This is a genomic window from Deinococcus alpinitundrae, from assembly GCF_009982895.1.
GTDB classification, from domain to species: domain Bacteria; phylum Deinococcota; class Deinococci; order Deinococcales; family Deinococcaceae; genus Deinococcus; species Deinococcus alpinitundrae.
In genome coordinates, this window is record NZ_WXZL01000016.1 from 1 (window position 1) to 19,304 (window position 19,304).

The following is a 19,304-nucleotide window of genomic DNA, read 5'->3' on the forward strand; positions in this document are numbered from 1 at the left end:
TTTGAACTCGGCGGTGTACTCGTGTTTGCTGGCAGTCATGTCAGTCTCCATTGTCGATCAGACTGAACTCCTCCTCCACAACACCGTAGCAAGATCACCTCCCGCAGCGGAAATTTCCGCTGCGGGGCATCCTCAGGGGTCAACGCCAGGTACGGCAATAGAAAGTGGTCCGTCTCGTCATCGACATCACTCGGGTACGTGCGGCGATCCATCACCCCAGTTTGCCAGCGGCAAAATCATTCAGCTAAATTTCAATCACGTCTCAACCAGCCTCTAGGCTGGAAATGGGTAGGTTCTGGAGTCGTCACACACTCAGAACACTGCCCCTCTTGCTGCCAGACCGTGAGAAAGTGACCTCTTCAGTCGTCCCCACTGGGCGCGGTTGGACAAAGGTGTCCGGTACTGAGACCGGCAGGTATTCGATGATGAACTGGAAGAGGCCGCCGCCATGATCGCCGGTCTGATGTAGCAGACTTTGGAGCAAGGCATAAGCGTGGCAAGGGTGAACATAGGAAAGTCGAACTGTAGAAACGAGCGCAGGGTGGGAAAACGTTCGGAGGGCAAGCGAGAGAAATGACCTTCTAAGCGGTCGCTCAGTGGTTCGAATCCACTAGAGCATTTGTCACAATAGAACCTGGGGATGGGCGTGTTTGAACCAGTGTTCGATCTCCAAGCGCTTCACAGCGTCTAAAGCGCTGCCAATAGCGTTGAGCAAGTCGGGAACGACCCGCCAGGTACCACCGCGCACCAGGGCTTTGATTTTGGAGAACATCAACGCAATGGGATTGAAATCCGGACTGTACAGTGAGGTGAATAGCATCTCGCCGCCCTGAGCTTCGATGAGCGTCCGAATGGACGCTCGGTGATGGGAGGACAGGTTGTCCAGCACAACGACTTGTCCCTTGTGAAGCGTTGGACAGAGCATGTCTCTGACATCCCACTCAAAGACCTCACCATCCAACGCGCCGTCAATGACCATGGCGGCCTGCGGACCAGCCAAGCGCAGTGAACAGATCAACGTTTGATTTCTCCCATGATTCCTCGGCACTCGGTCAAGCGCCCGCTCATGACTGGGAGCACGCCCATCACCACGCGTCATCGCGAGATGGAAGCCACGCTCATCCAGAAAAACCAGACGGTTGGGTTGCTCAAGGGAGGGCGCGAGAGCGTTGAGGAACTGCGTTTGCAGTTCCTCACGGTGTTCTCTGGCGACCAGCGTTTTTTTATGGGTGATCTTGTGGCGGCGAAAGACGCGGTCAACCGTTTTAGAACTGATCTTCAACCCTGTGGCGGCTTCCAGCAGGTCTGCATGCTCTTGCAGGGTTGCGTCTCGGTGGGTCTCGAGCTGCGCAAGCAGCTGTTGCTCGTGGCGGGCCGTCACCGTGCGGTGACGGCCCGTCGGCTTGGTAACAATGTGCAGGGTGTTCTGGCGGTGACGTTTCAGATAATTTTTGACGGTATCGACATGCACAGAGAAATATTTCGCCGCTTCGTCCGGCGAAGCACCCTCCAGTACCAGGGCGACAATCCGAGTCCGAAGCTCCAAGCTCTATCCACGGACCCCCACCGTATTCATGCAGCTATTATGTCAAATGCTCTAGGGTGCACCACATAGAATCCCGTTTCAGACGGGGTTTTTGCTTTGATTCGGATACCGGGCTTCTGGGGAGCGCGTGGCCGAGCGGGTCCTGCGGGAGAATGGCCGACATGGATCAGCCCACACTCCGTCGCCTGCGCCCCGGTGACGAGGAAGCCGCCGTGCGCTGGGCTGCCGACGAAGAGTTCTGCCGCGCCGCTGACTGGACGCTGAACCTCGCGCCAGACAGGGTACGTGAACACTGGCGCAGCATGATTGCTGAATCCGGTCCGGACTTTCTCCGCCTGGGTATAGAACTGAACGGCGTACTGGCGGGCCACGTTGATCTGGCTTTCCTCACCGTCCACTCGGGCGAGTTCGGCATCGGCATCGGACGTCCATACTGGCGGCAGGGCCTCGGACTGACGGCAGGGAGGTTGCTGCTCTCGCACGCCCTTGAGGTGTTGAAGCTCCAGGAAGTTACGGCCACCGTTCACGCGCCGAATCTGCCCTCGCACGCGCTCATGCGGCGGCTGGGCTTCGTGGAGGAGGGCGAGGCGGAGCCGGAGCCGTATCAGGGTGCGGTGGTGGCGGTGACGCGGTACGTGGTGAGGCGAACAGCTGGGCGGGCCAGGTAAAAAGTCAGGCTGGAGACAGGTGATTCGGGTCCGCCGGGCTGTCGGGCATCAGGGAAGGTGTGGGAGCAGGCGTCAACACGAGTCATGGTGGAGAGAGGACGTTCAGGCGAGCCGCTTCCTCGCCGTGAGCGCGCAACAGATGCGCCCACAGCCCTTCCAATTCGCCGTACGCTGCGCCCTTCCCGCGCAGCTCATCCGGCGTCAGGGGACCGTACACCGGCTCAGCCGCCCGCAACATCTCGCGCATGAAGACGCTGTCGCCTGGCACGTCTAGCGCCCCACCCATGCGCCCCAGCCCGCGCAGCAGGATAAACGAGGCCGACCACGCGCCGATGCCGTACAGCCCCAGCAGCCAGGCCCGGATCTCGGCGTCAGGAGCGGTTTTGAGCCAGGTTTCGCTGACCGTCTGAAACCCGGCCACCACTGCCGCCAGCGCCCTGCTCTTGCGGGGGTTGCCCAGCACGGCGTCTAGTGCTGCCGCGTCTGTGGGCAGATCCGCCGCCTCGGGGAAGGCGCTCAGGTGCTGGCCGTCCACGTCCAGGCTGCCGCCGAACTGTGCGGTGAGGTCTTGCTTGGCACGGCGGGCCGCGTTCAGCGGCGAGCGCTGCGAAAGCACGGCCCAGGCCGCGTTCTCGAACGGTGTGAGGAACTTGACGTGGTGGTAGCCGTCTGCGGCGTCCAGCACCTTCAGGAAGGTTGGATCGTGGGCTGCCCTGGCCCGCAGCGCTGCCGGGTCGTCGTCCAGACTTAGAAAAAAGCGCAGGCGTTCCAGCAAGCGCTCGGCCTGCGCCTTACCAAGTGACCCTGGGCTGAACAGTTCGGCGGCCAGTTTCGGGTCGGCGGGCGGGCCGTGCTGCGTGATCCGGAAGGCGATTGTTTGTTGGCCCAAACGGGTGGCCTTGAGCAGAGCGGCGTCGGTCGTCTGCTCCCCCTGCATCGGGGAAAAACCCCTCAGGAAAGCGAGGCTGCGTTGGAGATCAAACGGCGGTGCGGCGGGCAGAGGGTGCGTTGAGCGGTGCATAACCCAGTGTCCTGCCGGGAAGTGACAACCCCCTGTCAGGAGTGCCCTCCCCGAACGGCTAGCCCACCATTCGGCGGAAGTCGTGCGGTCCACAAAAGCGCACCATAGCGCCATGACCAAGAATACTTTTTCAGATCTGTCCGAAGCGCTCGCCAGCGCTGTTTCCCAAACTTCCCAATCGGTCGTGACGGTGCTCTCGGGCCGTCCCATCAGCGGCGTCGTCACTGCCGACAACGAAATTCTGACGGTGGCCCATGTGCTGCCCGGCGACGAGGTGCAGGTCCGCACCCCCGATGGCCGTGAACTGACCGCGCAGGTGGTGGGCCGCCAGCACGCCAGCGATCTGGCCCTGCTGCGCGTGGCCGACCTGAACATGCCGCCCGTGACTGCCAGCCAGGGCGCGCAGGTCGGCGAACTGCTCAGCGTGGTGGCCCGCCCGGAGCGCGGGGTGCAAGCGGCGCTGGGCTTTCTCGGCGCGGCACTGCCGGAGCGCGGTTTCATGCCCACCGGGGCCACGCCGTTCCGGGGTGTGTCGGGCGGCGGCGTCTTCGACGCGCGCGGCGGCCTGATCGGTCTTGCCAACGCGGGCCTGTCGCGCGGCGAACTGCTGGCCGTGCCTGCCGAGCGCGCCCTCAGGGTGGCGGGTCTGCTCTCCCGCGATGGCCGGGTACCGCAGGGCTACCTTGGCATCGGTACCCAGCCGGTACACTTCCCGGAACAAGCCCAGCCGGAACAGGTCCAGCCCGGGCAGACACCGCCGGAAGCGGGGCAGCCCACGGCTGGAGCCGGAGGTGCCGCTTCCGGGCGCGGCGAACGCGGCCGGAACCGGGAAGGCCGGGGCGGTCCCTGGGGCCGGGAAGGTGCAGGCCGCGAAGGACCTGGCCGTGAAGCCTGGGGACGCGGTGGCCGGGGCGGCTGGAATGGGCGCGGTTGGAGCGAACGGGGCTGGGACGGGCGCGGGGGTCCGGGCGGTGGGCCGCGCCGGGGCAAGATCGGCCTGACGGTGGTGCAGGTCGAACCGGCCAGCCCTGCCCAGCTTGCCGGAATCATGCTCGGCGACGTGGTGTTGACGTTGGGCGGCTTGCCGATTCACCATCCGGTGCAGTTGCTCGACGCTGTGCGTGACCGGGCTGGTGAAACGCTGACGCTGGGTTTGCTGCGCGGCGGCAGCCAGCAGGACGTGTCCGTGACGCTGGGAGAGCGTTAAACCGGCCTCGCCCGGCTTCAAACGTGCGAGGCTTGACGCTGTGCTGAGTGCCCTTTTCGCTGATCTGCGCGTTCACATCGGCGTGCGCTCTCCCGCTGCGGCGGCGGGGGTGCGCGCCTTTGTGCTGGAAGCGGGCCTGAGTCTCGCGGCGAGCGTCCGCGAGGCCGACGTGGTGGTGCTCGACGACGCGGCCCTGCACGATCTGGACGCCCTGAGTGATTTTTCCGGCGGTGTGGTGGCGCTCGGCGGGCCGGTGTGGGCCAACGCGCTCTGCGAACTGGGCCTGTCCGGCTGGGCCGCCCTGCCGCCGGACGCTGGGCCGACCGAATTGGTGGCGGGCGTGCTGGCGGCGGCGACTGGACTGGCGGCGGTGAGCGCGGCGCAGGCCGAACGCCTCAAGCCCTATTCCGACGACGCGGAGCCGGATTCCCCCGACGACGAGCTCCTGAGCGCGCTGCCCGGCGACCTGCACCTCACCCCGCGCGAACACGAGGTGCTCGACTTGCTGGCGGCGGGCCTGAGCAACAAGCGCGCCGCCAAGCAGCTCGGCGTCAGCGAGCACACCGTCAAATTTCACGCCCAGGCCATTTACTCCAAGCTGGGTGTCTCCAGTCGCGCCGCCGCCGTGACGCGCGGGGTGCAATTGGGGCTGCTGAGCGTGTGAGGCTGCCGGGGAAGGAGGTGTTCGCGGAACGCGGGAAAAGCGCTGGGAGCAAGGCGGTCCAGCTTCACCACTCATTCCTTTGCCTTTCCCTCAAACCCGCCTTCATCATTTCAGACAATCGCCCGGTTTGCCCTGCGCTTTAATTCCGCCATGACCGACTTCCAACCTGGCCTGTTCGGGAGCGAGGCCGACACGGCTCCGGCTTCGGTGCCCGACCTGTCCGCGTCGTGGCAGCGAGCGCTGGCCGCCGAGTTTGCCCAGCCGTACTTTCAGACCCTGATGCGGTTCGTGGCCGCCGAGCGCGCCGCCGGTCCGGTGTTTCCCGCGCCGGAAGACGTGTTTAATGCCCTGAACCTCACCCCGCTGGACGAGGTGAAGGTGCTGATCCTGGGGCAAGATCCCTACCACGGAGCGGGTCAGGCGCAGGGGCTGGCCTTCAGCGTGCGCCCCGGCGTGCGGGTGCCGCCGAGTCTGCAAAATATTTACAAGGAGTTGCGCGACGATGTGGGCTTCTCGGTTCCCCGGCACGGCGATTTGCGTCCCTGGGCTGCCCAGGGGGTGCTGCTGCTCAATGCTGTGCTGACGGTGCGCCAGGCCGAGGCCAACAGCCACGCCGGGAAAGGCTGGGAGCCGTTTACCGACGCGGTTATCAAGGCCGTGAACGCCAAGCCCGAGCGGGTGGTCTTCGTGCTGTGGGGAGCCTACGCCCGCAAGAAGGCCAAACTGATCACCGGGCCGCAGCATGTCATCATCGAGTCGGCGCACCCCAGCCCGCTGAGCGTCACCAGATTCATGGGGACCAAGCCATTTAGCCAGGTCAACGTGGCCCTCACAGCCGCGGGGCGCACGCCCATCGACTGGCAACTGCCGATGCAGGCAGGCGGGTAGGCGTGCCGTCGCGCACCGATCTGTTGCAAGACGAGTACCTGCGCCGCGAGGGCCGCGAACCGGGCAAGTTCACTTACATCTGGCCCGACGGCAGTCCCTTTACCGACGAGGCGGCCCTGAAGCGCATTGCGGCCCTGGCGGTGCCGCCCGCGTACAAGGACGTGTTCGTCAGCCCCGACCCTGACGCCGAGGTGCAGGCGTTTGGCCGTGACGCCGCCGGTCGCCTGCAGTACCGCTACCACGCCGACTTCGTGCAGGCTGGGGCCACCAAGAAGTGGCAGCGGCTGATCCGCTTTGCCGGAGCGCTGCCCGATTTGCGCACTATGACCGCCACCGATCTGCGCCTGCCCGCTGATGGGGACGGCGGCCTCCCGCGCCGCAAGGTGCTGGCCCTGATGACCAGGCTGCTGCATGTGGCGCGCTTCCGGGTGGGCAGCGACATTTACGCCCGCACCCACCACACCTACGGCCTCTCGACTCTGCGCCAGAAGCATGTCCGGGTGGAGGGCAACACCATTTCCTTTGACTTCAAGGGCAAGCATTCGATCTGGCAGCACAAGCAGACGGTGGACAAAACGCTGGCCGCCAATCTCCGGAAACTGCTCGATCTGCCCGGTCCCTGGCTGTTTCAGTCGGTGGACGGGGGCGTGCGCCGCCGCCTTCGTTCGGCGGACCTCAACGCTTACCTGCACGAGGTCATTGGTCCGTTTACCGCCAAGGATTTCCGGACCTGGGGCGGCACGCTGCTGGCCGCCGAATTTCTGGCCGAGGCTGGAGTCGCGGACGACGAGAAGGTGGCCCGCAAGCAGCTGATCGAGTGCGTCAGGTATGTGGCCACCGACCTCGGCAACACGCCCGCCGTCACACGCGGCAGCTACATCTGCCCGGTCATTTTCGACCGCCACCTGACGGGCAAGGTGCTCGACGACTACGAGGCCCGCGCCGCCAGGACGCCCGCATTTGAGGGCCTGACCCGCAGCGAGGCAGCGCTCAAGCGGCTGCTGGAGAGCGAGCGCTCGCTACACCGGGGCCGCCGAGCTGAGAGCTCCAGTCAGAAACAGAAGCTTCCCACAGAAAAAAGTCACCGAGAGAAAGCCCCCAAGGAGAGCGCCGCATGACACCCCGTCCTACCCCCGACCCCACCGCGCCCGGCCAGGAATCGGTCTGGGCCTACCCGCGCCCGCCCCGGCTGGAACACACCGGCAAACGTCTCCAGATCTGGCTGGGCGGCGAATTGATCGCCGATACCGACTGGAGCACCGCGCCCGCCTTCCGGGTGCTGGAAACCTCGCACCCGCCCGGCTACTACCTGCCGCCCGACGCTTTCAAGGCGGGCGTGCTCGGCCGGGCCAGCGGCAGCAGCAGCTGCGAATTCAAGGGCGCGGCGACCTACTGGACCCTGACCGGCGGTGAGCGGGTGGTGCGAGCGGCAGGGTGGAGTTATGAACGCCCCACCCTGGCCTTCCGTGAGATGGCCGGGTGCGTGGCGGTCTACGCCGGAGCGATGGACGAGTGCCGGGTGGCCGGCGAAGTGGTCACGCCGCAGCCGGGCGAGTTTTACGGCGGCTGGATCACGGCGGACATCAAGGGGCCGTTCAAGGGCGCGCCGGGCACGATGGGCTGGTAGCTGGAGCGGATTGGGTGCCTGGCCCTGAGCGCCGGATGACAGAGGCCTGTCAGCAACTCAGGGTAAACTCGGGGGTATGGACAAACCGAACCTCGACGACTACCTCGCCAATCTGGGCATCAGCGAGGGAGACGAAGCGCCGAATGTGGTCGAGGTGGCGCTGGGCAGCGCTGCGCTGGTGGCCGAACATCAAGCACCGCTGGCCGTCTTCGAGCAGTTCATGAGCGGCGTCGTCGAGCATCTGGGCGGCGACCTGACCCTCAGCGTGCGCGATGTGGGCGACGCGCTGGAAGCCGAGATCGGCGGCGAGCGGGCCAGCAAGCTGGCGGGGCGCGACGGTCGCATTCTGGGCGCAATCGAGGTGCTAGCCTACGCGGTGCTCGCCAAGCATGCCGGGCGCAGCGACGTGCGGGTGCGGGTCGATGCCGGGGGCTTCAAGCGCCGCCAGGCCGACAACCTCGCCAAGCTGGCCGAGCGCATGGCGGTGCAGGTCGCCAAGAGCGGCGAACCCCACGAACTCCAGCCGATGTCGCCTGCCGAGCGCCGAGTCATTCATGTGGCCCTCAAGGATCATTCGCTGGTCACCACCGAGTCGGTGGGTGAGGGTGCAGGCCGCCACCTGGTGATCAAACCGCGCACCGAGATGACCGAATGAAGCCCAGTTCATGACCTGTTCGCTCAGATGAGCGCCGACGGCATGCGGCTGGATCTCAGCGGCACTCAGGTCTACACCCTCAAGCTGGCCCTGCGGGAGACCACCGAGCGGCTGCGGCAAGCGGGCGTGCCCTCGCCCGAGTACGACGCCCGCGAGATGGTGCAGCGGGTCGCCAGCCTCAGCCACCTTGACCTGCTGATGCGCGGCGATCAGCCGGTCGAGGTGCGGCAGTGGCAACACCTCGAAGACCTTACCCGTCGCCGCGAGGCCCGCGAGCCGCTCCAGTACTTACTGAGTCCCATTGAATGGGCTGACCTGCACCTGCACGTCTCGCCCGCCGCCCTGATTCCCCGCCCCGAAACCGAACTGCTGCTCACCATGGCGCTGCGAAGCCTTCCAGGGTGGGCCGCGCCGCGCGTGCTCGACGTGGGGACCGGCACGGGAGCGCTGGCGCTGGGCGTCAAGCAGGTCCGTTCCGACGCCGATGTGACGGGCAGCGACATCAGCCTGGAGGCGCTGGCGCTGGCTCGCCGGAATGCTCAGCTCAATACCCTGGACGTGGCGTTCGTACAGGCCGATCTGCTGACCGGGCTGAGCGGTCCCTATGATCTGCTGCTCAGCAACCCGCCGTACCTGCCGGAAACCGACCGAGCTGGAGCGCAGCCGGAAGTCCGTTTCGACCCGGCCCTGGCCCTCTACAGCGGCCCCGAGGGCCTCGATCTGGCCCGCCGCCTGGTTCATGACGCGCCCCGCGTGCTGGCTCCTGGGGGCACACTGTGGCTCGAACTCGACCCGCGCAATGTGGAGGTGCTGGCCGCCGAAGCGTGCGCGGCGAACTGGACTGCCGAGGTTCACCCGGACTTGACGGGGCGCGGGCGTTTTCTGAAGGCCAATCGCGACGGGTCCTGAAGCGGCGTTCACGACACCGTGATTAAAGTAACCGCTCCTGTCCCGGCGCGTCATCCGGCCACCACTGGTACTGGCCCAGATCGCAGCGCCCGGCTGCATCGAACACCACGCCCTCGGCGGCCAGCAGCCCGCGCTGAATGTCGCCGAAGCCCAGCTTGTCGGTGCTGACCTTACCCTGCGCGTTGATGACCCGCTGCCACGGCAGATCAAGGCCTTCGAGCAGACCGTTCATCACGTACCCAACCTGCCGCGCTGCGCCCGGCTGTCCGGCGAGGGTGGCGAGTTGCCCGTAGGTCACGACCCGGCCCGGCGGAATCTGGGCCACCAGCGCGATCACGCGGGCTTCGAGGGCGGGAAGGTCCTGCTCTGGAGAAGTCATACGCCGCAGTCTAGCGGGCACGGCGGGGAGCCGGGAACAGCCGGTCATGCTGGCCCGCAGTCCGCGAGCCCGGCGCTAAGCTGCGGGCATGCTCAGCCTGGACGACCTCGACGCCCGGATTCGCACGGCCCTGCGGACCGACGCCCGCGTGTCGCACGCCCTGGCCTACGGCAGCCGCATCCAGTACCTGAACGGCGAGCGGCAAGACGACCTCTACAGCGACCTGGAGTACTACGCGTATCTGCGCCCCGGCGCGTCGCTTAGTTCCCGCCCTTTCCTGGAACAGCTGACGCCGCTGCTGCACCGCATCGAACTTCATGTGATGGACGCCGCACAGTTGGCCGACATCCTCGCCTGGCCCTTTCTTCACGCCGACATCGCCGCCATGCGGATCAAAGACGAGGACGGCCAGCTTGCCCGCATCCTCGGCGAATGGGCAGCGGGGCCAGTCTGGACGCCCCAGGAGCCGCAGCTCATCTATGATCAAGCGCTCAACACGTTGACTTTTGCTTTGGCAGTGGCCGCCAGGGGAGAGCATCTGCGGGCCGCCGAGCTGCTGACCTGGGTGCGTGCCGCTCTGCTGCGGCTGGCCCGCTTTGCCCTGGGTCGGCCTCACCTGCGCGCCGAGAAGCGGTGCGGGCGAGAAGCTGAGGGGGGCGCTGGACCTGTGCCGTGACCTGGCTGCCGCCTTGAATCTGGAGCCGCGCGCCGGGTTGTTGGCGGCTCTGGCGGCGCGCTGCCGCTGATGGCCTGAACCTTCTCCCAACCCGGGGTTTATCCGCGCTGCGCCGCCAACGGATACTCTGGCGGCATGGACACCACCGCCCAGCACCGCATCCGCGCCCGGCTCGTCACGGGCAGCCTGGAGCGCACCGAGGACCATCCCGTTCCCTATAGCGTGGACATCGCCGCCGCGCCCAATCCCGACATCAGCACCCCGGAGCTGGGGCCGGTGCTGCAACTGCGGGTGGTGCAGTGGCCCGAGGACCCCGAACGCGAGCGCGAAATTCTCAAGACCTTCGTGCCCAATGCTTCGGTGCTGCGCCGGGCGGTGCTGGGCGCGCAGCAGGGGCAGCGCCACGACTTCCTCTATCCGGAAGAAGCGCCCAACTGGGGCGTGAGGATCGAGGGGCTGGATGATCAGGGCGTCAATGCGGTGCTGCTGCGCCGACTCGACCCTGACAGCGGCATCGGGGCCGACGATGCTTTCGCTCTGGAGCCGCAGGACCTTCCGGCACTGCTGGAGCACCTCAGCACGGCCCGCAGCGAGCTGCGCGAGGCCCAGCGCGAATTCTTCAGTGACGGCGATTCACAGACCAACGACGGCCGAGTCACGGGCGAGAGCGATTTATAGACTGAATCCCCAATCACTTTCCTGCGCGGGCAATTCACCAAACCTCCATGAGGCACGGCGTTTAGCCTTCATTGGGCAAGCTGCTCTCCAGTGAACGCCTTCACAGTCAGCCGTCTAAGCATCCCGTAGGGTCAGCCAGATGGCCACCCACCCACCCCGCCCCGCCCGCGCCCGCAGCCCCGAAGAAAAACTCGTCCGCCGGGGCGATATCCTTCGCGCTGCCGAGCGTCTGTGGACCACCACCGCTTACGCCGATTTGAGCATGAATCAGGTGGCCCGTGAAGTGCAGCTCGCCAAGGGTACCCTGTACCTGTATTTCGAAACCAAGGAAGAACTGTTTCTGGCGCTGCTTTCCGAGCATTATCAGGCCTGGTTCACCAAGCTCGGCGCGCTGCTCGAGGAGCGGCGGCCCAGCCAGCCCAACGATGTGGCCGACGTGATCACCGAGAGTCTGCGCGGCTTCGAGGCGATGCGGCGGCTGCAACTGCTGCTCGGTAGTGTGTTGGAGCGCAGCGAGCTGGCGGTCAGCTTTCGTCAGCAGGTGCTGGCGCTGATGCAGGCCGCCGCTCCCCGATTGCCCTACCCGCCCGACGTGGCGATGCGGGTGCTGGTGCATACCGACGCCCTGTGCGTGGGCTGGCAGCACCTGACCGAGGAAGCCCCGGCCCACCGCACACTGCTGCTGCACCCCGAGCTGAAACCTTTGATGGTCAACTTCGAAAAGGAGCTGAACACCTCGCTGCGGGCGCTGCTGAATTATCTGCAAGCTGAGCTGACGCTGACCAGCGCCTGAACGCTCGGTGTGACCCGGCCCCGGAGTACGCCGCCGGGGTTTTTTCAGGTTATTTGCAAATGGAGCGCCACGGGAGAGGGCCGCCGAGTTTCCCCGGCGGCCCTCTCCCGCGCAGTTGGTTTGTTACTCGCTCTGCATATCCAGATCGGCGCGAGCCTTTTCCAGATACACGGCCACCGCGTCGGCGCTCTTGACATCGCTGAGGTTGATGTAGTGGTGCTGGCCGTCATTGCTGTCGGTACGGGTCAGTTTGATGCGGTCACCGTCCATATGGTCGACCGTGCCAACGTGCTCGCCGTTGACGTCTTTCACCTGAAGGTGCTCGGTGATCGAGGCGCGCAGTTCCTGATCGAGGGCGTTGTCCACCTGGCTCATATCGTTGTTGGTCATGTAGGCAGGCTACCCCTCGCGCGCCGGTGCTTTCATGTGGGCAGTGTCAAGGCCACCTTGAGACAGGCGTGCTCAGGTTCGAGGCGAGTGTCCCCAAGGCGTCCAGATCGGTACCAGCCAGCGCCGCATTCACCTGCGCCGCAAAGTCGTCGGGCGCACCCGGCACGGCCCCAGCCAGTGCCACCGCTCCCTTCTCGTTGGTGAGCCACACGCTGCCCCTGGCGCATAGAACCTGCACCATCGCCATGACCGCCTGATACGCGCAGCCCTGGGCGTAGTGGACGTCGCCGCGCTGCTGGCCCTTGGCCGCGCCGTAAAGCCAGAAGTCGGGCTGCCAGGCGTAGTGGGTGATCAGGGCGGCTTGCAGCGCTGCCGGATAGCCGCCCAGCCGCGCTTTGATGGCCGTCAGCTCGCCGCCCGGATCAGACAGCACCTGCCCCAGTGCCAGCTCCGCCGCGTAGTGGTGGCTGTGGATGCCGTGTGGGTGGCCCGGCTGGGCATGCAGCTTGATGTGGCCCGCCAGCGCGTCGTTCACGCTGTGCTCGACCCGGCCAAGCTCGCGGTAAATGAAATCCACGCGCTGCCCCCGCACGGTCAGCCACGCGCCGCCGTCCACCCAGGGTCCCCAGCCGCCCGGCGGAGTGGCCTCAGCGGTTCCGGCGTCGTCCAGCTCGCGGCACAGGGCATTCAGCGCAGCCAGATCGAAGCTGGGTTCGGCGCGGTAGTGCAAGCCCAGATCTATGTCCGAGTCCGGCTGGGCCGGGCCGCGTGCGCGTGAGCCGCCGAGGGTGACGGCCCGTACACCGGGAATCTGGGCCAGGCGGGCGGCGAGGGTGCGAATCAACTCAGGTGACATGCTCAACTCTAGCCAGTCCGTCGCCACTACGCCTCGGCCAGGTGGCGGATCTCAAAGGTCCCGCCGACCTTGCTACCATGCAGCTTATGACGCAAGGCAAGCCCAACCAGGATAAAAAAGCCCAGCAGTACGGCGTGACGCCCCAGAGCGTGGATTTCAACGACTGGTACAACGAGGTCGTCAAGAAGGCCGACCTTGCCGACAACAGCCCGGTGGCGGGCGCGATGGTGATGAAGCCCTACGGCTCGGCGCTGTGGGAGCGCATCGTGCGCTGGCTCGACGACGCTTTCAAGGACCGCGACCACGAATCGCTGATCTTCCCGACGCTGATTCCGATGAATTTCATCATGAAGGAAGCCGACCACGTCGAGGGCTTCGCGCCGGAACTGTTCACCGTCAACAAGATCGGCACCGAGGTGCTGGCCGAACCCTACGTGCTGCGGCCCACGTCTGAAACCATCATCGGGCACATGTGGAGCGGCTGGCTCAACTCCTACCGCGATTTGCCCTTCTTGCACTACCAGTGGGGCAGTGTTTTCCGGGCCGAGCTGCGCACCAAGGCGTTTCTCAGAACCTCCGAGTTCTACTGGCATGAGGGCCACACCGCCCACGCCAGCGCCGAGGAAGCCCAAGCCGAGGTGCGGATGATTCTGGACCTCTACCACCAGTTCTGCCGCGACATTCTGGCGCTGCCGGTGGTGCGCGGCGAGAAAACCGCTTCCGAGCGCTTTGCCGGGGCCAGCGCCACCTACAGTATCGAGGGGATGATGCGCGACGGCAAGGCGCTCCAGGCCGGAACGAGTCACTACCTGGGCCAGAAGTTCAGCAAGGCCTTTGACGTCAAATTCCAGACCCGCGACCAGAAGGAAGAGTTCGCCTACACGACCTCCTGGGCCATCTCCAGCCGGATCATCGGCGCGCTGATCATGACCCACGGCGACGACAAGGGCCTGATGATGCCGCCCAACATTGCCCCGATTCAGGTGGTCATCATTCCGGTGGGCCGCAAGGACAACTTCGACGAGATGGTCGTGGAAGGCGAGAAATTGGCTGCCGAGCTGCGGAGCCAGGGCATGCGCGTCAAGGTGGACAAGCGCGATGGCGTCACCAACGGCTTCAAGTACAACGACTGGGAACTGAGAGGCATTCCGGTGCGCATCGAACTTGGTCCCCGCGATCTGGAGCAGGGCGTGGTGATTGTCAAGAACCGCACCAGCGAGGACAAGGAGACCCTCAGCCGCCAGGACGCGGTCAGCGGCATCACGGCCCGACTGGACGCCATTCAGTCCTTCTTACTCAAGCGGGCCACCGACTTCATGCTCGGCAACACCGTCACGGTGGACAGCTACGACGAGTTCAAGGCGGCCATCGAGGACGGCAAATGGGTGCGGGCCTTCCACAGCGGTGACGCCGAGAGCGAGCGCCAGATCAAGGAAGACACCAAGGCGACGGCGCGCAACATCCCACTCGACGATGCCGAGTTCTTCGCTGAGCGTGAGGAGGGCGTGTGCGTGCATACCGGTCAGCCCGCCGCCTACGGCAAACGGGTAATCTTCGGGCGGCAGTACTGACCAAAGAGCAATTTAAGCCCACGGAAGTGCCCCAGGCTTGAGTGAACGGCGGGCAAGCGTCCATATCAGCGATACCGCCCGTCGCCAGCGCTTCTCCTGGCATGTGTTCGGTCTGTTCACCGATGACCACCGCTCTGCCGCGCCGTCCACGCTGATCTTGCAGGTGGTGGGGTGCAGCCTCAGCCTCAAGGACCGGGCCACTGGGGAAGTGGGCAAACCTGGCAGCCCTGGCGATGTGGAACCGGACTTCATAAAGCGGCGCTGGCTGGCCCGCTAAGCTGAGCACATGATCACCGCGCCGCCGCCCTCGGCCCACACGCTCGCTCCCTTGCGGCTGGGGTTCGCCTTCGGGCTGGGGGTGCTGGGCTGGCTGCTGTCGGCTTTCCTCCCGCACCGTGAGAGCTGGCGGGCTTTTCCCTGGGAACTGCGCGTTCTGACTGGCTGGCTGGTGTTCGCGGCGAGTTACCTGATCATGTCGTGGCGCTTGATCTACGCGGTGGACGGCGACTGGATTCGTGATCTGGCCCGTCAGGAAGACAACGGCAGGCGGGCGTCGGGGGTCATCGCCATCCTGACCTCGCTGGTGAGCCTGGCGGGAGTCATGTTCGCACTTTCGCGGGCCAACGGTCTCAAAAATCAGCCGCTGCTGGAGGGGTTGCTGATCGGTGCGGCCCTGCTGAGCGTGGCCCTCTCTTGGCTGCTGATCCAGACCATCTACACCTTCCGCTATGCCCACCTGTACTACGAACCCCCCGAGGGCGGCGTGCAGTTTCCCGCCACCCCCGAACCCGATTACCTCGATTTCGCTTACCTGGCCTTCACCATCGGCATGACCTACCAGGTGTCCGACACCGACCTCGATCAGCGTCCGATGCGGCGGTTGCTGACCGGCCACGCGCTGATTTCCTACGTCTACGGCGTGGTCATCATCGCGCTGGCGATTAGTGCGGTTAGCAGCCTGCTGTCGTGAGCACCGGCCCGCGTTTTGTCAGGGGAATGTCAGCTTGCCGGGGTGCCGTTCAGCATTTCTGGGTGCGAGCGTTTAGAATGCGGCGCAGTGACGCGGGAACTTCAAATTGGCAGCGCTGGTCGGCAGTGGCCGTTTAGCCGGGGTCTGGTGGCCGAGTCGCTGCTCAACGCGGGCGCTTCGCCGGAGGTCGCGGCGGCGGTGGCGCGGCGGGTCGAGGCGCAACTGCGGGCCGGGCGGCGCGTCAGCGTCTCCACGGCGCAGCTCAAGGACCTGCTGGTCGAGGTGACCCAGGACATCGGTGGCCCGGAACTGGCCGGTGACGTCAAGCGTCAGACCGCCGCCTTCGAGGACATTCTGGTGGTCGCCAAGAAGGGTGCCCTGCCGTTCTCGCGCGGGGTGCTCTCGCGTAGCCTGGAAGACACCGGGTTGCCGCCGCGCGAAGCCTACGCCGTCGCCAGCCAGATCGACATCCGGCTGCGCCAACTGGGAGTCCGGTCGCTCAGCGTCTCGGAAATCGACGACCTCACCGAGCGCACCCTGCAAGACCTCTACGGCGATCAGCTCAAGCTGACCTACCGCTTTTTGCGCGAGAACCGGGGGCGACTGGGGGTCATGGGCAGCGGCGGCGACGCGCCCACGCCGTTTTCCAAGGGGATTCTCACCCAGTCGCTGCTGGCTGCCGGAGTGCCGCCCGACTCGGCCCGCAAGGTGGCCCGCACCACCCAGCGCCAGTTGCGCGGCGCAGAGGACCGTCTGGTCGAGCGCCGGGTGATTCGTGAGCGCGTCGAGCAACTCCTGGAAGCAGAAGTGGGGCCGGAAGTGGCGGCGCGCTACCGCCTCTTGCAAGTCATTCGCCACCCGCCGCGCCCACTGGTCATCTTGCTGGGGGGCGTGAGCGGCACGGGCAAGAGCTACCTGGCCGCCGAGATCGCTTACCGGCTGGGCATCGCCCGCGTGGTCAGCACCGACAGCATCCGGGAAGTGATGCGCTCGATGGTGTCTCCAGCGCTGCTGCCCACCCTGCATGCCTCGACCTTCAGTGCCTGGCAGGCGCTGGTCGGTCCCAATGCCGAGCCGCCCGAGCACCCCAGCACCGAGGCGCTGCTGGCCGGGTTTCGCGAACAGGTGCAGCAGGTCAGCGTGGGCCTGGACGCGGTGGTGCGGCGCAGCATCGAGGAGGGCATGAGTGTGGTCCTCGAAGGCGTTCATCTGGTGCCGGGCTACCTCAGCGCCCGGCACGGGGCCATCGTCATTCCGATGCTGGTGACCTTGCCCGACGAGAACGAGCACCGCCGCCACTTCGAGGCCCGCGACAAGCAGACCACCCAGAGCCGCCCGCTGCACCGCTACATGCGCTACTTCGAGGAAATCCGCGCCATGCAAGATGACCTGGAGAGCCTGGCCCGGCGGCTGGACGTGCCGCTGCTCGACAGCCTGTCGATCGACGAGTCCGCTGATCAGGCGGTGGACGTGGTAATGCGTCGCCTGCTCACCGAACTGTCGCCCGCCGAGCGCCTGAACCTGCTGGGCCAGGAGGAATTGAGGCTCGAACAGATCGGGCTGGCCAAGGCCGCCGAGCCGCTCTAGGTCCGGCGCGGGCCAGTCTGGATGGGCCGCCCGTTCGCTGCCCGAACCTCAGTTGCCCAACCCTAGCTGCCCAAAAAGCGCCGCAGTTCGTCAATCGAATGGCTGGTGCCGATCAGGACCAGTTTGTCGTGCGGGCGGATGTCTTCCTCGGCGCGCGGCGTGATCTCGATGCGCCCGCTGCGGTTGATGGCGATGACCTGCACCCCGAAGCGGTTACTCAGGTTGAGGTCCTTGAGGGTGCCGCGCAGCCGCTCGTTGGTCTCGACCTCCACGATGGCGTAGTCGCTGCCCAAATCGAGCGTGTCCACGATGTTGGGGGTGGCGATCTGGCGGGCCAGCCGCACGCCCATGTCGTGCTCAGGCCGGATCACTAGGTCCGCACCGACCCGTTCCAGAACGCGCCGGGCCATTTCGTCGATGGCCTTGCACACCACGTACTGCGCGCCCAGGCTCTTGGCGTTCATGGTGGCCAGGATGTTGGCCTGCACATCGGTGCCGATGCCCACGATCACCACGTCGAAGTCGGCCACGCCGATCGAGCGCAGCGCCCGCTCCTCGGTGGCGTCCAGAATGGCGGCGTGCGTCACCAGATTGAGCACCCGCTCGACGTTTTCTTCCTGCTGGTCCACGGCGACGACCTCGTGGCCCATCTCGTAGAGGGTGGTCGCCACCGCCGTACCGAAGCGGCCCAGGCCGATGACCAGGCATTGTTTGGCTTTCATGCGCTGTGCGGAGCGCGGGAAGTGGCAAGTAAGAAGGGGGAAGAAGAGTGGGGCATCTGAGGCCAGAGTCTAGGGTATTTGGGGAAGGGCAGGATTAGCCGCGCGGTTCAGCCGATCAGAATGTCGCGTTCCGGTGGGTATTTGACCAGTTCGCTTCTGGTGCGGTTGCCGAAGGCCACGGCAAAGGTCAGCGGCCCGATGCGGCCCAAATACATCAGCACCAGCAAAATCAGTTGCTGGTTGGCGTTCATCAGGGGCGTGGCGTTCATGCTCAGGCCCACCGTGCCGAAGGCGCTGACCGTTTCGAAGAACAGGCGCTCGAACGAGAGGGTGTCGTCGTGGTTGGCGATCAGCATCAGCAGCACGCCGATATTGACCAGCCCCATGCTCAGGAGGCCCACGGTCATGGCCCGCACGACGGTCTCGCGCGCCACCCGCCGCCCGAAGGCCACCAGGTCGCCGCGCCCGCGCACCAAACTCAGGGCGGCCATCATCATCACGAAAAAGGTGGAGGTCTTGATGCCGCCGCCAGTCGAGCCGGGGTTGGCCCCGATGAACATCAGGATGATGGTGATAAACAGCGTCGGCGATCTGACCAGTGCGTAGTCCACGGTGTTGAACCCGGCGGTGCGCGGCGTCACACTCTGAAAGAAGCTGACCAGCAACTTATCGCCGAAGGGGAGCCGTCCCAGGGTGGCGGGGTTGTTCCACTCCAACACCAGAAACAGCAGCAGCCCGCCGAGCAGCAGCGCGCCCATGACCGTCAGCACGATCTTGCTGTGCACCAGAATGCGGTCGCGCCGGGGATTGCGCCAGTGGCTGAGCAGATTGATCTGCACGATAAAGCCCATGCCGCCCAGAATGACCAGGAAACCGATCACCAGGTTGACCAGAGGGTCGCGGGCAAAGCCGATCAGGTTGTCGGCGTACAAGCTGAACCCAGCGTTGTTGTAGGCGCTGACGGCGTGAAACACGGCCAGATACAGCCCGCGTTCCCAGCCTTCCTGGGGCACGAAGCGCAGGGCCAGCAGCAGCGCACCGATCAATTCGGCGCTGAAGGTGAAGATGAAAATCTGGCGAATCAAGCGCACCACCCCGCCCACCTCGAAGGCCGAGACCTGCTGCGCCAGCCGCACGCGTTCGGAAAAATTGATGCGCCGCCCCAGCAGGAAGGCAAACAGCGTGCCGAAGGTGATGATCCCCAGGCCGCCGATCTGCACCAGCGCCAGCACCACGAGCTGCCCGAACACGTTGAAGGTGCTGCCCACATCGACCACCGCCAGCCCGGTGACGCACAGCGCACTCGTCGACATGAACAGCGCCTGCACCCAGCTCAGGCTGTGGCCCGGCTGGTGAGCGAGCGGCGCGTGCAGCAGCAGCGCGCCCAGCAGAATGGCCACGGCAAAGGTCAGGGCGATGAGCTGCGGGGGGCTGAATTTGCTGAAATTAAACAGCTTGAAACGGAACCGGCTCAGGAGGGGACGTCGCATGGCAGGG

22 protein-coding genes and 1 pseudogene are annotated in these 19,304 nt (G+C 65.7%); 15 read left to right on the forward strand and 8 right to left on the reverse strand.

The annotated features are described in order from the left end of the window. Window positions 1-92: 92 nt before the first annotated feature. Window positions 93-212, reverse strand: a pseudogene (locus GUI70_RS14510) (IS5/IS1182 family transposase); the annotation flags it as partial. 410 nt (window positions 213-622) lie between these two features. Further along, window positions 623-1,546 (reverse strand): IS630 family transposase, encoded by a 924-nt coding sequence (locus GUI70_RS14515; RefSeq protein WP_161883044.1) that lies wholly within the window; start codon window positions 1,544-1,546, stop codon window positions 623-625. 161 nt (window positions 1,547-1,707) lie between these two features. Here GUI70_RS14515 and GUI70_RS14520 point away from each other — a divergent pair, with 161 nt between their 5' ends. Continuing rightward, window positions 1,708-2,214: a GNAT family N-acetyltransferase gene (locus GUI70_RS14520; protein ID WP_161883045.1), complete on the forward strand. Its 507-nt coding sequence runs from the start codon at window positions 1,708-1,710 to the stop codon at window positions 2,212-2,214. Window positions 2,215-2,296: 82 nt separating this feature from the next. On the opposite strand, the gene GUI70_RS14525 is transcribed toward GUI70_RS14520, so the two are convergent. Continuing rightward, window positions 2,297-3,235, reverse strand: coding sequence for a DNA-3-methyladenine glycosylase 2 (locus tag GUI70_RS14525; protein WP_161883046.1), 939 nt, complete (start codon window positions 3,233-3,235; stop codon window positions 2,297-2,299). A gap of 112 nt (window positions 3,236-3,347) precedes the next feature. Between GUI70_RS14525 and GUI70_RS14530 the strand changes: the two genes are divergently transcribed. The 7 genes from GUI70_RS14530 to prmC all read left to right on the forward strand — a co-directional run bounded on the left by GUI70_RS14530 (window position 3,348) and on the right by prmC (window position 9,185). Continuing rightward, on the forward strand, window positions 3,348-4,442 hold the full coding sequence (locus GUI70_RS14530) for a S1C family serine protease (RefSeq protein ID WP_161883047.1): 1,095 nt from the start codon (window positions 3,348-3,350) through the stop codon (window positions 4,440-4,442). Between the two features lie 40 nt (window positions 4,443-4,482). Then, window positions 4,483-5,106 carry a helix-turn-helix transcriptional regulator gene (locus tag GUI70_RS14535; RefSeq protein ID WP_237724938.1) on the forward strand — a complete coding sequence of 208 codons (624 nt, stop codon included), beginning with the start codon at window positions 4,483-4,485 and terminating at the stop codon, window positions 5,104-5,106. 150 nt (window positions 5,107-5,256) lie between these two features. After that, window positions 5,257-5,994 (forward strand): uracil-DNA glycosylase, encoded by a 738-nt coding sequence (gene ung / locus GUI70_RS14540; RefSeq protein ID WP_161883048.1) that lies wholly within the window; start codon window positions 5,257-5,259, stop codon window positions 5,992-5,994. A gap of 2 nt (window positions 5,995-5,996) precedes the next feature. Beyond that, window positions 5,997-7,112 (forward strand): DNA topoisomerase IB, encoded by a 1,116-nt coding sequence (locus GUI70_RS14545; RefSeq protein ID WP_161883049.1) that lies wholly within the window; start codon window positions 5,997-5,999, stop codon window positions 7,110-7,112. Further along, the gene (locus GUI70_RS14550; protein ID WP_161883050.1) at window positions 7,109-7,621 is read left to right on the forward strand and encodes a DUF427 domain-containing protein; all 513 of its coding nucleotides are present in this window, start codon (window positions 7,109-7,111) and stop codon (window positions 7,619-7,621) included. The genes GUI70_RS14545 and GUI70_RS14550 overlap by 4 nt, the downstream gene beginning before the upstream one ends. Before the next feature lie 76 nt (window positions 7,622-7,697). Next, a complete protein-coding gene (locus GUI70_RS14555) occupies window positions 7,698-8,276 on the forward strand; it encodes a Jag family protein (RefSeq protein WP_161883051.1) in 579 nt (192 codons plus the stop codon). Window positions 8,277-8,303: 27 nt separating this feature from the next. Continuing rightward, window positions 8,304-9,185, forward strand: coding sequence for a peptide chain release factor N(5)-glutamine methyltransferase (gene prmC / locus GUI70_RS14560; RefSeq protein ID WP_237724939.1), 882 nt, complete (start codon window positions 8,304-8,306; stop codon window positions 9,183-9,185). Window positions 9,186-9,207: 22 nt separating this feature from the next. Here prmC and GUI70_RS14565 read toward each other — a convergent pair whose 3' ends face one another. Continuing rightward, on the reverse strand, window positions 9,208-9,564 hold the full coding sequence (locus GUI70_RS14565) for an MGMT family protein (RefSeq protein WP_161883052.1): 357 nt from the start codon (window positions 9,562-9,564) through the stop codon (window positions 9,208-9,210). 88 nt (window positions 9,565-9,652) lie between these two features. On the opposite strand from GUI70_RS14565, the gene GUI70_RS14570 reads away from it, so the two are divergent. The 3 genes from GUI70_RS14570 to GUI70_RS14580 all read left to right on the forward strand — a co-directional run bounded on the left by GUI70_RS14570 (window position 9,653) and on the right by GUI70_RS14580 (window position 11,711). Next, window positions 9,653-10,240, forward strand: a complete 588-nt coding sequence (locus GUI70_RS14570) for a hypothetical protein (protein WP_237724940.1) — start codon at window positions 9,653-9,655, stop codon at window positions 10,238-10,240. A 135-nt stretch (window positions 10,241-10,375) separates the two neighbouring features. Then, window positions 10,376-10,918, forward strand: coding sequence for a hypothetical protein (locus GUI70_RS14575; RefSeq protein WP_161883053.1), 543 nt, complete (start codon window positions 10,376-10,378; stop codon window positions 10,916-10,918). A gap of 139 nt (window positions 10,919-11,057) precedes the next feature. Further along, window positions 11,058-11,711, forward strand: coding sequence for a TetR/AcrR family transcriptional regulator (locus GUI70_RS14580; protein WP_161883054.1), 654 nt, complete (start codon window positions 11,058-11,060; stop codon window positions 11,709-11,711). A gap of 123 nt (window positions 11,712-11,834) precedes the next feature. On the opposite strand, the gene GUI70_RS14585 is transcribed toward GUI70_RS14580, so the two are convergent. Both GUI70_RS14585 and GUI70_RS14590 read right to left on the reverse strand, forming a co-directional pair. After that, window positions 11,835-12,101 (reverse strand): DUF2171 domain-containing protein, encoded by a 267-nt coding sequence (locus GUI70_RS14585; RefSeq protein ID WP_161883055.1) that lies wholly within the window; start codon window positions 12,099-12,101, stop codon window positions 11,835-11,837. Between the two features lie 46 nt (window positions 12,102-12,147). Further along, a complete protein-coding gene (locus GUI70_RS14590; protein WP_161883056.1) occupies window positions 12,148-12,957 on the reverse strand; it encodes a nucleotidyltransferase family protein in 810 nt (269 codons plus the stop codon). An 86-nt stretch (window positions 12,958-13,043) separates the two neighbouring features. Here GUI70_RS14590 and proS point away from each other — a divergent pair, with 86 nt between their 5' ends. The 4 genes from proS (at window position 13,044) to GUI70_RS14610 (ending at window position 17,085) form a co-directional block, all read left to right on the forward strand. Next, window positions 13,044-14,528: a proline--tRNA ligase gene (gene proS / locus GUI70_RS14595; RefSeq protein ID WP_161883057.1), complete on the forward strand. Its 1,485-nt coding sequence runs from the start codon at window positions 13,044-13,046 to the stop codon at window positions 14,526-14,528. Window positions 14,529-14,565: 37 nt separating this feature from the next. Next, window positions 14,566-14,805: a hypothetical protein gene (locus GUI70_RS14600; protein WP_161883058.1), complete on the forward strand. Its 240-nt coding sequence runs from the start codon at window positions 14,566-14,568 to the stop codon at window positions 14,803-14,805. A gap of 9 nt (window positions 14,806-14,814) precedes the next feature. Beyond that, window positions 14,815-15,498: a DUF1345 domain-containing protein gene (locus GUI70_RS14605; RefSeq protein ID WP_161883059.1), complete on the forward strand. Its 684-nt coding sequence runs from the start codon at window positions 14,815-14,817 to the stop codon at window positions 15,496-15,498. Between the two features lie 87 nt (window positions 15,499-15,585). After that, window positions 15,586-17,085: a 2-phosphoglycerate kinase gene (locus GUI70_RS14610; RefSeq protein WP_161883060.1), complete on the forward strand. Its 1,500-nt coding sequence runs from the start codon at window positions 15,586-15,588 to the stop codon at window positions 17,083-17,085. 62 nt (window positions 17,086-17,147) lie between these two features. Here GUI70_RS14610 and GUI70_RS14615 read toward each other — a convergent pair whose 3' ends face one another. Both GUI70_RS14615 and GUI70_RS14620 read right to left on the reverse strand, forming a co-directional pair. Continuing rightward, entirely contained in the window at window positions 17,148-17,807 is a 660-nt protein-coding gene (locus GUI70_RS14615; RefSeq protein ID WP_161883061.1) for a potassium channel family protein, read from the reverse strand. Between the two features lie 107 nt (window positions 17,808-17,914). Continuing rightward, window positions 17,915-19,297, reverse strand: coding sequence for a TrkH family potassium uptake protein (locus tag GUI70_RS14620; RefSeq protein WP_161883062.1), 1,383 nt, complete (start codon window positions 19,295-19,297; stop codon window positions 17,915-17,917). Window positions 19,298-19,304 lie beyond the last annotated feature (7 nt).